The organism is Halarcobacter sp. (genome assembly GCF_963675975.1).
Lineage (GTDB): Bacteria > Campylobacterota > Campylobacteria > Campylobacterales > Arcobacteraceae > Halarcobacter.
Genome location: NZ_OY780939.1, coordinates 2623750 through 2638481 on the forward strand (window position 1 = coordinate 2623750; position 14732 = coordinate 2638481).

Below are 14732 nucleotides of genomic sequence, written 5' to 3' on the forward strand. Positions count from 1 at the left end.
CAATGTTAACATAATATGTTAACATTGTTAACTTAATTCTAAAAGGACACTTATGAAGAATATATTAATAGTATTAGCTCATCCAAATGATAAATCATTAAACCACTACATTGCATCTCTTATAAAAGATGAGATGTCAAAAAAAAATGATGTAGAATTTATAGATTTATATAAATCAGAATATCAACAAGGATTTTATAGCTTAGAAGACAAACAGACAAAAGAGAAAACATATTATCAAGAAAAGATTTCTAAAGCTGATGAAATAATATTTGTATTTCCATATTGGTGGGGTTCAATTCCAGCTATATTAAAAAACTGGATAGATTGGAATTTTTCTACGAATTTCGCATATAAATATGAAAACTCTAGACCTGTTGGACTTCTAAAAAATAAAAAAGTTACAGTATTCACAACTACAGGTGCTCCAAAATTTTATTACGCAATAACAGGTGCAAATAGAAGACTTAAAAATATGTGGAAAGAGCAAATTATAAACTTTTGTGGTATGGAATTATTAAGTTTTAATATTTTTGAAGGGATTGATACAAAACTAAAAAATATAGATAAAATAAAAAATAATGTGATTAATATAATAAATAGATAATATTAAAGAACACTACAATTTTATAAACTAATATTTTATATATATTTAGTTTCATTTTTATTTGGTATAATGCACCCTTAATTTTAGTGAAGATGGAATATTATGCAAGATACAATCAAAATATATAACGCAAAAGAAAATAACTTAAAAAATATTAATTTAGAGATACCAAAAAATAAACTTGTTGTATTTACTGGACTTTCAGGGTCTGGTAAATCAACACTCGCTTTTGATACTTTATATGCAGAGGGGCAAAGAAGATATATAGAATCACTTTCAGCTTATGCTAGACAATTCTTAGACAAAGTAGGAAAACCTGATGTAGAAAGAATTGAAGGTTTAACACCTGCCATTGCAATTGATCAAAAAACTACTTCTAAAAATCCAAGGTCTACAGTTGGAACTATTACTGAAGTATATGACTACTTTAGACTTTTATATGCAAGAGTTGGTAATCAACACTGTCACAAATGTGGACAACCAATCTCTCAAATGAGTGCCTCTGATGTAATTGAACAAGTATTATCTTTGCCTGAAAATTCTAAAATTGTAATCTTAGCTCCATTAGTAAATAGAAAAAAAGGAACCTTTGCTGACTTACTTGAAAGTCTTAGAGGAAAAGGTTACGTAAGAGCCATGATTGATGGAGTTATGGTAAGGCTTGATGAAGATATTGAACTTTCAAAAACTCAAATGCATACAATAAAAGTTGTAATAGATAGAGTTGTTGTAAAAGATGAAAATAGAGATAGAATTGCACAAGATGTTGAAAAAGGTTTAAAAGAAAGCTTTGGAGAATTAGAAGTTGAAGTTATGAACAATCAAGAGGTTGGTTGTGAGAAACATATCCACTACTCTGAACATATGGCATGTTTTGATTGTAAAATCTCTTTTGAACCATTAGAGCCTTTATCTTTCTCTTTTAACTCACCTAAAGGTGCTTGTCCTTCATGTGATGGATTAGGAATAAGATATGCTTTAGATATGAAAAAAGTAGTAAATGAAGAGTTACCACTTGAAGATGGTGCCATTAAAATCATTTATGGTTTCAATAAAGGATATTATTTTAAAATGTTAATTGCCTACTGTGAGGCAGCTTCAATAGATATTACTATTCCTTTTAAAGAGTTACCAGCTCACCAACAAAAATCGGTTTTACATGGTGGTATAGAAGAAGCAAAATTTACTTGGAAAAAACATAGACTTACAAGAAAATGGGAAGGTGTTGTAAAAATTGCCTATGATATGATAAAAGATGAAAAAGATATGGCTGAGTTTATGACTGAAAAAATCTGTTCTGATTGTAATGGAAACAGATTAAAGCCCTCTTCTCAAAGTGTTTTTGTAGCACAAAAAACCATCTCAGATATTATCAATAAACCCATCGAAGAAGCCCATGCCTTTTTCCAAGATGAAAAAAACTTTGAATACTTTAATGAGCAAGAAAAGATGATTTCAGCTCCTATTTTAAAAGAGATTAAAGAAAGAATCTTCTTTTTAAATGATGTTGGTCTTGGATATATTACTTTAGGAAGAGATGCAAGAACAATTTCTGGTGGAGAAGCACAAAGAATCCGTGTAGCTTCACAAATTGGTTCAGGACTTACAGGGGTTATGTATGTATTAGATGAACCATCAATTGGATTACATGAAAGGGATACAAACAAACTTATTAAAACACTAAAAGCTTTACAAGAAAAAGGTAACAGTGTTATTGTTGTTGAACACGACAAAGAGACTATTGAAGCAGCAGATTTTGTAGTTGATATTGGACCAAAAGCTGGAAAATATGGTGGAGAGATTGTATTTGCTGGAACTTTAGATGAGATGCATAAAGCAAAAACACTGACAGCTAAATATGTAAATGGTGATAAAAAAATAGATTATGTTCACAACAGACCTCAAGAAGAGTTTATTGAGATTCAAAATGTAAATATAAACAATATCAAAAACCTTGATGTAAAAATTCCACTTAAAAACCTTGTTTCTATTACTGGTGTTTCAGGTAGTGGTAAATCATCACTTATTTTACAAACACTTTTACCTGTGGCAAAAGAGCTTTTAAACCATGCAAAAAGAGTTAAAAAAGTTGATGGTGTAAGTATTGAAGGTTTAGAAAAACTTGACAAAGTTATATATTTAGATCAAAGTCCTATTGGAAGAACTCCTAGAAGTAACCCTGCAACATATACAGGATTAATGGATGAGATTAGAACACTTTTTACAAAAACAAAAGAGGCACAACTAAGAGGTTATAAAATTGGTAGATTCTCTTTTAATGTAAAAGGTGGAAGATGTGAGAAGTGTCAAGGTGAAGGTGAAATAAAAATTGAGATGCACTTTTTACCAGATATTATGGTTAAATGTGATGATTGTCAAGGTACAAGATATAATGCCCAAACTCTTGAAATCCTATATAAAGGTAAAAACATCTCTGATGTACTTAATATGAGTGTAGATGAAGCTTTAGAATTCTTTACAAAAGTGCCTAAAATAAAAGCAAAACTTCAAACACTATCAGATGTAGGACTTGGATATATTACTTTAGGACAAAATGCAGTAACACTTTCAGGTGGTGAAGCCCAAAGAATAAAACTAAGTAAAGAGTTAAGTAAAAAAGACACAGGAAACACTTTATATGTTCTTGATGAGCCAACAACTGGTCTTCACTTTGCAGATGTTGATAGATTAACAAAAGTATTGCACCACTTAGTTGAAGTTGGAAACTCAGTACTTGTAATTGAACACAATCTTGATATTATTAAAAACTCAGATTGGGTTATAGATATAGGACCTGAAGGTGGAAGTAAAGGTGGTAAAATAGTTGATGAAGGTACACCTGAACAATTAGCTAAAAACTATAAAAAAAGTGCTTCATATACAGGTTACTATTTAGATAAAGAGATAAACAAAAATTGACAAAAATTGAAGAGTTTATTGAGGTTGTAAAACAAGGTAAATATGTCCAAGCCCATGAGATTTTAGAGGATGATTGGCGATTTTATAGAAAAAAAGGTTTAAAACCTGAAGAAAAAGCCATACAAGGATTAATAAATGGTGCTACAGCTTTAGCACTATTTTTTATAAAAAAAAGACCAACAAGTTATGAAAAAGTTTGGAAAGTATTTGAAAAATATGAGCATTATCTTAATATTGCCAATTTAGAAAACATAGAAAAATATATAGAAGCAAAAGAACTACTTCTGAAGATTAACTCTACAATAAAAAAGTAAAAACTTTATTCAGAAGTAGCTGCTTGAGCTTGTTCCTGTGCCAAATAATAAGCTTTTAATCTCATCATGTCATCTGTTGGATATTGGTTTTCAGCTTCTCCACGAACTGCTTTTACATAAAAATCTCTTGAAGCATCGTTAAAACCAAAATTCAGATTTGTTAATACAACTTCTTGATATTGCGAAACTTTAGCAGAAGAAACCTCATTTGTTTTAGATACTTCTGAAGAATCTGAAACTTCATCAATACCTTTTAAAAATGCATCTCTAGCTAATTGTTTTGCTTCGTTACCATTACTTAGTTTTGCAATCTCATTCGAAGGTTGTACTTGTTGAATTAACAACTCATTATTATCAGCATATTGATTAATTGTTGGTATTAATCCATATTCCATAATAACCTCCTTATAGGATTCTTAAAAATATTATACAAAATTTTTTAATATTTTGTCAAAAAAAAATTAATTTTTATATATTTTTTGCTATTATTAGCTATTAATTTTTAAAAAAGGAGTCTTATTGGAAGATAGTTCCCAGAGGTGCAGTTTATATAAAGAGGATAAAAAATGGAATTTTTAATATTTCTTTTTATCATTGTAATAGGCACATCGTTCTTATGTTCCGTTTTAGAATCTGTTATTCTATCAACAAACTATACTTATATATCTGTAATTGAAGAAAAAACACCAGCTACTGGTAAACTTCTTAAAGATTTAAAAACAGATATTGATAAATCGATAGCTTCAATACTTATTTTAAATACTATTGCCAACACTTTAGGTGCAACAGCAATTGGGGTTCAAGCTCAAAATGTATTTGAAGGCGATAAAACACTAGTAATGGTTATTTCAATTATATTAACATTTGCAATTTTATTTTTTGCAGAAATTATCCCAAAAACAATTGGAGCTGTATTTTGGAAAGAATTAGCACCAATCTCTGCAAGAATAATTAGAGTTTGTGTTTTCATTACTTACCCAATTATTTTAGTTACTCAATTTGTTACAAAAAAAATCAAAGGTAAAGATAGTAGTGAAACTTTATCAAGAGAGGAATTAATCCATACAACTCTACTTAGTGAAGAGGAAGGTGTTATTGGAGATTTAGAATCTGATATTATAGAAAATACTCTAACATTACATGAGATTAAAATAAAAGATATTTTAACTCCAAGATCTGTAATGTATGCAGTTGAAAAAAATACTACAATTAAAGATATTCTTGATGATAAAAGAACTTTTAAGTTTTCAAGAGTACCTGTTTATGAAGATACAATTGATAATATAATTGGTATTGTTTTAACAAAAAAACTTTTCAAACAAGCAGTTAGAGATAGTAGTGCAACACTTGAATCAATTATGAAACCAGTGTTTACTTTAAATGAAAATATTCCTGTAGGAAAAGCATTAAATAAATTTATCCAAAAGAAAGAACATATGTTTATTGTTCTTGATAATTATGACCAAACAGAAGGTATCATAACTTTAGAAGATTGTATTGAAACTCTTCTTGGATTAGAAATCATGGATGAATCTGATACAACAGCTGATATGAGAAGATTAGCACTAAATAAAATGAAAGCAAAAAGAAGAGAAAGAGGATTAAAACAAAGAGATTAATCTCTCTTTTCTCTACTTTTTACTCAACTTAAACTTATCACTTAACAAAAAAAAATTAATCAAAAAAATATTTTTTTATGTACAATTGTGTATTAAACTAAAGGACACATAAATGCTAAAAGATTATATTGATAAATTTAAAAGTACTACAATCTCTACACTTGATGAAAACACTGCTCCATTTACAAGTTATGCACCATTTATAAAAAATAAAAGTAAATACTATGTATATATAAGTTCAATGGCAAAACATTATCATAATTTAGAATTAAACCCCCTAGCCTCTTTATTTTTCATTGAAGATGAATCTTTATGTGATAATATTTTTGGAAGAAAGCGTGTTGTATTACAATGTAAGGTCAAAAAATTAAAAAGAGATAAAGAAAGATTTGAATCTCTAGCAAAACAGTTTGAAGATAAACATGGTTCAACTATGAAAATGTTAAAAACTATGAAAGATTTTTCTTTTTTTGAATTTTCTCCTTATTATGGAGAAGCTATATTTGGCTTTGGAGAAGCATATAATATTGGTGGTGAAAACTTTGATGAATTAATTCAAAGAGAGAATCAAAAAGGGCATAATAAATAAAAAGTAGAAGTTACTAAATAACTTCTACATCTTTTACTTCTACTCCAGATAGTTTTTCCATCCTTTTTTCAACAATATCTAAAAACTCTTTTCTATTTTTTTCATCCATATTACTCTCTAACATTTCTGTAATATATTTAATACCATTTGCATTTATCTTTTTTACACTTGCCAAATAATGTACAAAAGATATAATTTTTACATCATTAATTGAATACAATTTTTTTACTTCTTTTTTATAAGGTAGTAATCCTTTATCTTCATACATTTTTAGTGTTCTAGCTTTAGCAGTAAGTAGTTCTGCTATACTACTTAATGGTAAAACATCTTTATTGTTATCTAATAAAGCCAAGTCATTCCTTTTTTTTCGTAATTATAATAAATTTTTTATTAATTAAATGTATAAAATAGCTTAAACTAAGATTTTTATAAGAATTTTATGATATAAGTATACATCATTTACGTAAATTTTTCACTTTTAGGTGTTGAATTTATTCCTCTAACTTGATTTAAATTCTCAGTATAAAGGGTTTTAATAATAAATGCGTCTTTTATCATTAAATATTAACAAAGAAGTTTTAGATTATATTATTGAAAATGAACTATACATTTGTGATGATGTATCAGAAATTGATGATGCAATATATCATAGTGAAGTTAGATATTACAATATAATATTAGTAAAACACAACAACACTAAGTATCTTAAACAAATACTTAAATATGTTAATCCTCGACAAACAGCAGTAATTTTCTTAGTAGATGAAATAAGTAAGGAAGAAGAATTAGAACTACTAAAAAAAGGTGCGATTGATGTACTTAAGGGCTCTATACCAAATGATTTACTTCTTGCAAAGATGAAATCAATTCATAGAGAAAATTTTGAAAACCAATATATTTTCAAAGACAAGTATCTAATAAACAAAGAGGAAAGATCTATCTCTGATAATAAGAATAATAAACTTGTTATCAATGGAAAACCGTTTAGTATATTAGAATACTTAATAAAAAATAGACATAGATCTGCAATTTCAAAAGAAGAACTTCTAGATGTTTTATGGGATGATCCAGAATGGGTTGTTAGAAACGTTGTTGAAGTAAATATAAATATTATTAGAAAAGGTATTCAAAATACTTTTGAAGAAAATTTTATTAATACTGTTAGACACAGAGGCTATCAAATAGTATAAAGCAAAACTTTAGGTAAGATTTAAAATCTTACCTATAAATAATACTACAAATTCAAAACTTATAAATTTCCATATTTTCATAAACTAACTATAGCTACTACAAGCACGTACATTACACACATTTTTAACAAAAATATTACATTTTAATTACAACTACTTTAAGCTTTAGTAAAGTTTATTACGTTATATTTTCACACAACATATGTTAAACAATTACATATTCAGTGTAATTATTTAACATAAAAAATGAAAAAGGATTAATTTTGTCTGACAAAAAGATATATATTAGAAAACCGAAAAAAGAGTTTTCAAAAAAAATCTTTCAGCTAGTTAAGAGTTGTAGTAATTTGGATTTAAACTCCGAATACCTATATTTATTACAATCTACTCACTTCAAAGAGTGTTGTTCAATCGCACTTTGTGATGATAAAGTAGTAGGTTTTGTATCTGGATACAAAATTCCAAATAATGAAAATGCACTATTTATTTGGCAAGTTGCAATAGATGAAAACTTTAGAGGTTTAGGTTTAGCTAACAAACTAATTACTAATACTTTAAAAAGAAAAGTAAATAGTGATGTTAACTATATACATACTACAGTTTCACCTGATAACAAATCTTCTATTAGAATGTTTGAAAAACTTGCTAAAAAGTTAAATACACAAATGAAAAGTAAAAAGTTTTTCAAAAAAGAAGATTTCATTGATGCTCATGAAGAAGAAACTTTATATGAGATTGGGCCAATTAAAAAACAAAAGGAAAAATAATGAGAATATTTGAAAATTTAGAGTCTGAAGTAAGAGGATATATTAGAAGTTTCCCTACTATATTTGAGACTTCTAAAGGTGCTACATTAACAAATGAACAAGGTGAAGAGTATATAGACTTTTTTGCAGGAGCTGGTACTTTAAACTATGGACATAATAATGAACATATTCAAGAAGCATTAATAGATTATATTAAAAAAGATGGAGTTGTACATGGTTTAGATATGGCTACATCTGCTAAAAAAGATTTTCTTCAAACTTTTAATGACACCATTTTAGTACCAAGAAACTTAGATTATAAAATACAATTTACAGGACCAACAGGTACAAATGCAGTAGAGACTGCTCTTAAACTTGCAAGACTTGTAAAAGGACGAAGTAATGTTGTATCTTTTACAAATGGTTTTCATGGTCTAACTCAAGGGTCATCTTCTGTAACAGGAAATAATGACTACAGAGACGAAAGTTATATAAGTAGAACAAATGCTAGTTTTATGCCTTTTGATGGATATTTTGGAGATATGAATACTATGGCCTTCTTTAGAAAGTTCTTAGAAGATAGTAGTAGTGGTCTTGATATTCCTGCTGCTGTTATAGTTGAAACTATACAAGGTGAAGGTGGTATCAATGTAGCTTCAAAAGAGTGGCTTCAAGAGCTTGAATCAATTTGTAGAGAATATGATATTTTATTAATTATTGATGATATTCAAGTTGGAAATGGTAGAAGTGGTGAGTTTTTCTCATTTGAATTTGCAGGTATCAATCCAGATATTGTAACAATTTCAAAATCTATTGGAGGGGGACTTCCAATGGCTATTGTATTACTAAAATCTGATTTAGACCAATGGAAGCCAGGTGAACATACAGGTACATTTAGAGGTAACAATTTAGCTTTCGTTGCTGCAAAAGTTGCAATTGAGAAGTATTGGAACAATGATGATCTATCAAATGCAGTAAAATATAAAGAGAAAATCCTAAAAAGTAGACTTGAAGAGATTGCACAAAAATTCAAAGATGATTTAGAAGTTGAAGTAAGAGGTAGAGGATTAGCCTATGGTTTTGATATCAAAGGGGATAATTCAGTAGCTTCAGATATATCTCAATACTCATTTGAAGAAAAACTAATTGTTGAAACATGCGGAAGTGAAGATCAAATTGTAAAATTTTTACCTCCGCTAATTATTGATGAAGATACATTGGTTGAAGGTTTAAATAGATTTGAAACAGCAATTGAAAAATTACTAAAAGATAAAAAAGAAAAATTAACAGAGGAGTTTTAAAAGATGATAGTAAGAGATATAAAAGATATTATAGGTTCGCAAAAAGAAGTACATGCACATGAAGGTCAATGGAGTAGTAGAAGAATGCTTTTAAAAGATGATAATATGGGATTTTCTTTCCATGAAACTATAATAAAAGCAAATACTAAAACACATATTCACTACCAAAACCATTTAGAAGCTGTTTATTGTGTAGCTGGTAATGGGAAGATAGAAGATTTAAAAACTGGAAAAGTTCATGATATTTATGATGGTGTTATGTATGCACTAAATGAACATGATGACCATAATTTATATGGTGGAAGTGAAGATATGAGATTAATTTGTGTATTCAATCCTCCAATTAAAGGAACTGAGAACCATGATGAAAATGGAGTATACCCTTTAGAAGATTAGAATATGAAGTATATTTATATAGCTAATTATTTATTAACTACAAGAGAGGATAAATTTGAATTTATCAAATATATCCACTCTTTTAGAAGATTCAAAATTATCAATCAAAAAGTTGTTTTAAATGACAATTCACTTATATTGGAATTAAGTGATGACTCTTCAATTAAAATTGCAAAAAAAACATCTGAACTTTTTTTTAAAAATAGGAAAAAAATAGATGTTCATATAATAGATAAAATTGCAATAAATACTAAAGAGATGTATATATATAAAAATGACAAACTTTTTAAAAAAATCTACATATAAAACTTATAAAAGTTATAAATCAATCAAAAATAAAAACATTCAAAAAATAAAAAGGAAAAATAATGGATATTAAAGTTTGTAAATTTGGAGGTAGTTCAGTAAAAGACCCATCCCAGATTAAAAAAGTTTTTAATATTGTAAAAGATGATAAAAAAAGAAGAGTTGTTGTAGTATCAGCTCCAGGAAGAGATGAAACTTATGATGAAAAGATTACAGATCACCTTTTAAATCTAGCAACAAATGGTAACCATTTTTTTGAACAAAAAGTTCATATCAATCCTAAACAAAGTTATGATGTAATTATTAATAAATTTAAAAAACTTTGTGATGATTTAAAAATAGAAAAAACTAGTATATTGAAAGATTTAAAAGCTGATTTAGATAATAAAAATTTATCTGGAGTTAAAAAAGAAGCATTTTTCTTATCACGTGGGGAACACTATAATGCAAAAATAATTAATGAATATTTTAAAATTAGTGGATTAAACTCTAAACTAAAACTTCCAGAAGATTTTAAATTTATTTTAAATGAAAACTTCTGCGATGGAAGAATAGAGAGAGAATCATATAAAAATATTGAAAGTAGTTTCTCATTTAAAGAAGATGAAATATATATTGTCCCTGGTTTTTATGGAGTTACAAAAAACAATGAAATAGCTGTTATGAGTAGAGGTGGTTCTGACTTAACAGGTGGAGAGATAGCTTATGCATTAGATGCAGACTTATACGAAAACTGGACAGATACAAATGGTGTATATGAAGTTGACCCACGTATAATAAATGATGCAAATGTGATTCCTAGACTTACTTTCAAAGAGATTAGATTATTAAGTTCAAAAGGTTTTAATGTATTTCACTTTAATGCAATGTTAAACTGTAAAAAAAGTAAAATACCAATCAATATTAGAAATACAAACAATCCTTTAGATAAAGGTACTATGATTTTAAATGAAAGAGTACCTATGGAAGACCTTGTAGGTATCGCTAAGCTAGATAATATGGCTTCTATTCATATACAAAAAAATATGTTAGGCGATGAGATTGGATTTACAGCAGAGTTATTAAGAATATTTGAAGAGTATCATGTAAATACTTATCATTATCCTACAGATAAAGATGATATTGCTATTTTAGTTGACCAAGAAGACTTAAAAGGTAATATAAACAATCTAAGAAGACAAATTGAAAAAAGATTAAAAACAAATAGAATAACTGTAACATATAACTTATCTATAATTACTCTTGTGGGTATTGGATTAAAAGAGAATGCCTTTGCTCTTGTAGATGCAATTACTGCACTTAAAGATAACAATATTACATTTGAGATGTTTGATATGAGTCCTTCAAAAATATCTTTTCATATTGGTGTGTCACAAAATATTGCTGATGCAGCATTAAAAACACTTCATAAAAAGCTTATAAAAGGGAAATAAATTTAATTTAAGAAGAGATTATCTCTTCTTAAATCTATTTAGCAGCTTTTGCTTCTTTTATCCAAGAATTTACTTTATCTTGATTTTTTTCAATCCACATTTTAACGTGTCTATCAATATCTTTTTCTTTTTTCTGACCATTTGTCATAAGCATATTTTGACCACTTACATCATTTACGTCAAGTTTAACTATATCAAAAAGTTTTGAAATGTCTTTATATTTTTTTACACTTGCATTTGCAACAATTTTTTGTGAATTTACAGCAAAACCATAATCTGCACCATTTGACAATTTTGTAGATGACTGATTTGGGTTAGCTGAGTGTGTAACTTGTAAAAATACTACATCTTTACCAGGAATTAATTTCCCACTTACCCAATATGGAGTCCAAGTATAATATAAAATTGGTTTACCCGTTTTATAGTTTGCAATTGTATCAGCAATAAGAGCTGAATACTCACCTTGATTATGTTGAATTGTACCTCTTAAATCAAACGCGTCTAATTGATGCTCTATAACTTTTTCACATCCCCAACCTGCATTACAACCTGTTAAGTCTGCTTTTCCATCATTGTTAAGATCAAAAAGTTTTGCAATTTTTGGATCTTTTAAATCATTAATATATTTAATATTATATTTATCTGCAGTTTTTTTATCTATTAGATAACCTTGGGCACAACCTGAAATATATTCAGAAAATTTAGCAAATTTATCTTTTCCTAAAGCTTCAATTTTTCCATTATGTAGTGGATCCCAACCTGCTGCCATAAAATATACATCATCACTTTTTGCATTGTTTGCAATAGTTTGATATGCAATATCATAAGATACATCATTTGTAGTCTCTACTTCATACCCCATCTTTTCTAATAGTTGTACAACAATCTTCATTTGAAACGATTCTTCTGCAATTGAAGTTTTAACTGCAGTAATTTTTGTAGCAAATAGTGAAGTTGATACAAGTATCGATGCTAAAGCACCAATAATAAATTTTTTATTTAACATTATTATTTCTCCTTTTTTAATGTTTTATAAATTAATCCAACTGGTCCTTTTTCATACCATTTGTTTTTAATACTTTTTTCTTTTTGTCCCATAGCCTGAGTTAATCTATCTAAAATTACAGCTAAAAGAACAATACCTAAACCACCAACGGCTGCAAGACCAATATCAAGTCGTCCAATACCTCTTAGTACCATTTGACCTAAACCTCCAACAGCAATCATTGAGGCAATAACAACCATAGACAAAGCTAACATAAGAGTTTGATTTATACCCGCCATAATTGTAGGCATAGCAACAGGAATCTGAACCTTCCATAACATCTGTCTAGAACTAGCTCCAAAAGATCTAGAAGCTTCAATCAAATCTTCAGGAACTTGTCGAATTCCAAGGTTTGTAAGTCTAATCAATGGGGGTAAAGCAAAAATAATAGTTACAATAACCCCAGGAACATTTCCAATTCCAAATAACATTACAATTGGAATAAGATATACAAAGGCTGGTGTTGTCTGCATTGCATCTAATATTGGTCTAATTATTTTATCAGCTCTATCACTTTTTGCAGTCCAGATTCCAAGAGGTAATCCTATTATAATAGAAAAGAGAACTGCTGTAATTACTAAGGCTAATGTAATCATAGACTCTTCCCAAGCACCAATAAATCCTATAATTAGGAATGAAACAAAAGTTCCTACTGCTAATTTTTTTGTTGAAAATTGTAATGCCATCAAAACAAAAAATATAATTACTACATAAGGAGACAAATATAACAAGAAATCTTGAATAGATGTTAATACTATATCAATAGGTGCTTTTGCAGCTAAAAACAGATCTCTAAAATTTGTCACTAACCAATCAATACCATCATTTGTCCATTGGTCAAATGGAATAATTGAATCATCAAAGGGATGAAAAATATCAAAACTCTTTGAATCATCCACATCTGCAGGTGTTGTATTTGACCAATCTACAGATGATTCTTTATTTTCTTGTGCTGTAGAAGCATTTCCCCATGGATCACTACTCATGTTCTACTCCTTCATCAAATACTTTTAATAATCTACTTTTAGAGATTGTTCCTTTATATTTACCTTTTTCATCAATAACTGCTGTAGGATATACATGTTCAGCAATATCTGTAATAAACTCGGAAATTTGTAAGTTCTCATCAATTGGCTTTTCATCGATTATAGCATCATGAATAGTACCACCTAATTTTTTTTGCTCTTTTAAAGAATCTAAAGTTAACAATCCAATATATTTACCACTTTTTTCAACAAAATATGCATAATCATCATCAAAATCAGAAATATATTGTAAAGCAGTTTTTACACCTGTTCCTTCTTTATTTACAATTGTAGAACGAACTTTTTTAGCTATATGTGAAGCATTTAGAACAGATGTCACATCAACACCTTTAAAAAATGACTTAATATAATCATTAGCAGGATTATTGATAATATCCTCAGGTGTTCCTATTTGAGAAATCTCTCCATTTTGCATAATAGCTATTCTATCACCTATTCTAATAGCTTCGTCTAAATCATGGGAGATAAAAACAATAGTTCTTTTTGAATTACTTTGCAACTCTAAAAGTTCATCTTGCATTTCAGTTCTAATAAGAGGATCAAGTGCTGAAAAAGCTTCATCCATTAGCATAATATCTGGATTATTTGCTAAAGCTCTTGCAAGACCTACTCTTTGTTGCATACCTCCACTTAACTCATCAGGATAAGATAAGCCGTGATTTTTTAATCCCACTTGCTCCAATGCAGCTTGTGCAGCTTCATATCTACTCTCTTTATCAACCCCACTTAACTCTAAACCAAAAGATACATTATCTAGAATATTCATATGGGGCATCAATGCAAAAGATTGAAAAACCATAGATATCTTTTTTCGTCTAATATCTATAAGCTCTTTATCACTTAAATTTGTAACATCCGTTTCATCAATGTAAATTTTGCCAGAAGTTGGCTCTATAAGACGATTCAGTAACCTAACTAATGTTGACTTTCCTGAACCTGAAAGTCCCATTATAACAAAGATTTCACCTTCATATATTTCAAAACTAGCATCTTGAACACCAATAGTCATACCAGTTTTTTTAAAGATTTCATCTTTACTTTTTCCACTGTCTAGCATTTTTAAAGCTTTCTTGGGTTCATCACCAAAAACTTTAAAAACATTCTTAACAATTAATTTTTTATTTTTTTCAGAATTAATTTGCAACTCCATTTAAATTTTTTTACACTTAATATGTAATTTTGTATCAACTATTATGTACAAATTTAACTTAATAGAATATA

Annotated in this window: 16 protein-coding genes; 11 read left to right on the plus strand and 5 right to left on the minus strand. The window is 28.2% G+C overall.

Going from position 1 to position 14732, the window contains the following annotated elements; all coding sequences use genetic code 11:
* Positions 1–52: 52 nt before the first annotated feature.
* From ACKU3H_RS12940 to ACKU3H_RS12950, 3 genes are all read left to right on the plus strand, one after another.
* Positions 53–607: an NAD(P)H-dependent oxidoreductase gene (locus ACKU3H_RS12940; RefSeq protein WP_320034283.1), complete on the plus strand. Its 555-nt coding sequence runs from the start codon at positions 53–55 to the stop codon at positions 605–607.
* 102 nt (positions 608–709) lie between these two features.
* Positions 710–3526, plus strand: a complete 2817-nt coding sequence (gene uvrA, locus ACKU3H_RS12945; RefSeq protein WP_320034284.1) for an excinuclease ABC subunit UvrA — start codon at positions 710–712, stop codon at positions 3524–3526.
* Entirely contained in the window at positions 3523–3840 is a 318-nt protein-coding gene (locus ACKU3H_RS12950; protein WP_320034285.1) for a DUF309 domain-containing protein, read from the plus strand. The genes uvrA and ACKU3H_RS12950 overlap by 4 nt, the downstream gene beginning before the upstream one ends.
* A gap of 5 nt (positions 3841–3845) precedes the next feature.
* Here the strand turns inward: ACKU3H_RS12950 and ACKU3H_RS12955 are convergent, their stop codons facing one another.
* The gene (locus tag ACKU3H_RS12955) at positions 3846–4235 is read right to left on the minus strand and encodes a hypothetical protein (protein WP_320034286.1); all 390 of its coding nucleotides are present in this window, start codon (positions 4233–4235) and stop codon (positions 3846–3848) included.
* Between the two features lie 171 nt (positions 4236–4406).
* Between ACKU3H_RS12955 and ACKU3H_RS12960 the strand changes: the two genes are divergently transcribed.
* Both ACKU3H_RS12960 and ACKU3H_RS12965 read left to right on the plus strand, forming a co-directional pair.
* Positions 4407–5459 carry a CNNM domain-containing protein gene (locus ACKU3H_RS12960; protein WP_320034287.1) on the plus strand — a complete coding sequence of 351 codons (1053 nt, stop codon included), beginning with the start codon at positions 4407–4409 and terminating at the stop codon, positions 5457–5459.
* Positions 5460–5571: 112 nt separating this feature from the next.
* Entirely contained in the window at positions 5572–6048 is a 477-nt protein-coding gene (locus ACKU3H_RS12965; protein WP_320034288.1) for a pyridoxamine 5'-phosphate oxidase family protein, read from the plus strand.
* Between the two features lie 13 nt (positions 6049–6061).
* Here the strand turns inward: ACKU3H_RS12965 and ACKU3H_RS12970 are convergent, their stop codons facing one another.
* Positions 6062–6400 carry a MerR family transcriptional regulator gene (locus tag ACKU3H_RS12970; RefSeq protein WP_320034289.1) on the minus strand — a complete coding sequence of 113 codons (339 nt, stop codon included), beginning with the start codon at positions 6398–6400 and terminating at the stop codon, positions 6062–6064.
* Positions 6401–6590: 190 nt separating this feature from the next.
* Here ACKU3H_RS12970 and ACKU3H_RS12975 point away from each other — a divergent pair, with 190 nt between their 5' ends.
* The 6 genes from ACKU3H_RS12975 to ACKU3H_RS13000 all read left to right on the plus strand — a co-directional run bounded on the left by ACKU3H_RS12975 (position 6591) and on the right by ACKU3H_RS13000 (position 11420).
* Positions 6591–7238 (plus strand): winged helix-turn-helix domain-containing protein, encoded by a 648-nt coding sequence (locus tag ACKU3H_RS12975; protein WP_320034290.1) that lies wholly within the window; start codon positions 6591–6593, stop codon positions 7236–7238.
* 263 nt (positions 7239–7501) lie between these two features.
* On the plus strand, positions 7502–8005 hold the full coding sequence (gene ectA, locus ACKU3H_RS12980) for a diaminobutyrate acetyltransferase (RefSeq protein ID WP_320034291.1): 504 nt from the start codon (positions 7502–7504) through the stop codon (positions 8003–8005).
* Positions 8005–9285 (plus strand): diaminobutyrate--2-oxoglutarate transaminase, encoded by a 1281-nt coding sequence (gene ectB / locus ACKU3H_RS12985; protein ID WP_320034292.1) that lies wholly within the window; start codon positions 8005–8007, stop codon positions 9283–9285. The genes ectA and ectB overlap by 1 nt, the downstream gene beginning before the upstream one ends.
* Positions 9286–9288: 3 nt before the next feature.
* Positions 9289–9681, plus strand: a complete 393-nt coding sequence (locus tag ACKU3H_RS12990) for an ectoine synthase (protein ID WP_320034293.1) — start codon at positions 9289–9291, stop codon at positions 9679–9681.
* 3 nt (positions 9682–9684) lie between these two features.
* Positions 9685–9987, plus strand: coding sequence for a hypothetical protein (locus ACKU3H_RS12995; protein ID WP_320034294.1), 303 nt, complete (start codon positions 9685–9687; stop codon positions 9985–9987).
* A gap of 62 nt (positions 9988–10049) precedes the next feature.
* Complete coding sequence (locus ACKU3H_RS13000) at positions 10050–11420, plus strand: aspartate kinase (RefSeq protein ID WP_320034295.1); 1371 nt, start codon at positions 10050–10052, stop codon at positions 11418–11420.
* A 34-nt stretch (positions 11421–11454) separates the two neighbouring features.
* On the opposite strand, the gene proX is transcribed toward ACKU3H_RS13000, so the two are convergent.
* From proX to proV, 3 genes are read right to left on the minus strand one after another with little or no spacing between them, the layout of a single operon-like run.
* Entirely contained in the window at positions 11455–12426 is a 972-nt protein-coding gene (proX, locus tag ACKU3H_RS13005) for a glycine betaine/L-proline ABC transporter substrate-binding protein ProX (RefSeq protein WP_320034296.1), read from the minus strand.
* Positions 12427–12428: 2 nt separating this feature from the next.
* A complete protein-coding gene (gene proW / locus ACKU3H_RS13010) occupies positions 12429–13451 on the minus strand; it encodes a glycine betaine/L-proline ABC transporter permease ProW (protein WP_320034297.1) in 1023 nt (340 codons plus the stop codon).
* Positions 13444–14655 (minus strand): glycine betaine/L-proline ABC transporter ATP-binding protein ProV, encoded by a 1212-nt coding sequence (gene proV, locus ACKU3H_RS13015; protein WP_324292199.1) that lies wholly within the window; start codon positions 14653–14655, stop codon positions 13444–13446. Before proV ends, proW begins: the two co-directional genes overlap by 8 nt.
* Positions 14656–14732: the final 77 nt, after the last annotated feature.

What these genes read in the sequence shown, in the direction of transcription:
- ACKU3H_RS12940 (WP_320034283.1), top strand. Translation starts at nt 53, where the DNA reads ATGAAGAATATATTAATAGTATTAGCTCATCCAAATGATAAATCATTA.
- uvrA (WP_320034284.1), top strand. Translation starts at nt 710, where the DNA reads ATGCAAGATACAATCAAAATATATAACGCAAAAGAAAATAACTTAAAA.
- ACKU3H_RS12955 (WP_320034286.1), bottom strand. Translation starts at nt 4,235, where the DNA reads ATGGAATATGGATTAATACCAACAATTAATCAATATGCTGATAATAAT.
- ACKU3H_RS12960 (WP_320034287.1), top strand. Translation starts at nt 4,407, where the DNA reads ATGGAATTTTTAATATTTCTTTTTATCATTGTAATAGGCACATCGTTC.
- ACKU3H_RS12965 (WP_320034288.1), top strand. Translation starts at nt 5,572, where the DNA reads ATGCTAAAAGATTATATTGATAAATTTAAAAGTACTACAATCTCTACA.
- ACKU3H_RS12975 (WP_320034290.1), top strand. Translation starts at nt 6,591, where the DNA reads ATGCGTCTTTTATCATTAAATATTAACAAAGAAGTTTTAGATTATATT.
- ectB (WP_320034292.1), top strand. Translation starts at nt 8,005, where the DNA reads ATGAGAATATTTGAAAATTTAGAGTCTGAAGTAAGAGGATATATTAGA.
- ACKU3H_RS12990 (WP_320034293.1), top strand. Translation starts at nt 9,289, where the DNA reads ATGATAGTAAGAGATATAAAAGATATTATAGGTTCGCAAAAAGAAGTA.
- ACKU3H_RS12995 (WP_320034294.1), top strand. Translation starts at nt 9,685, where the DNA reads ATGAAGTATATTTATATAGCTAATTATTTATTAACTACAAGAGAGGAT.
- ACKU3H_RS13000 (WP_320034295.1), top strand. Translation starts at nt 10,050, where the DNA reads ATGGATATTAAAGTTTGTAAATTTGGAGGTAGTTCAGTAAAAGACCCA.
- proX (WP_320034296.1), bottom strand. Translation starts at nt 12,426, where the DNA reads ATGTTAAATAAAAAATTTATTATTGGTGCTTTAGCATCGATACTTGTA.
- proW (WP_320034297.1), bottom strand. Translation starts at nt 13,451, where the DNA reads ATGAGTAGTGATCCATGGGGAAATGCTTCTACAGCACAAGAAAATAAA.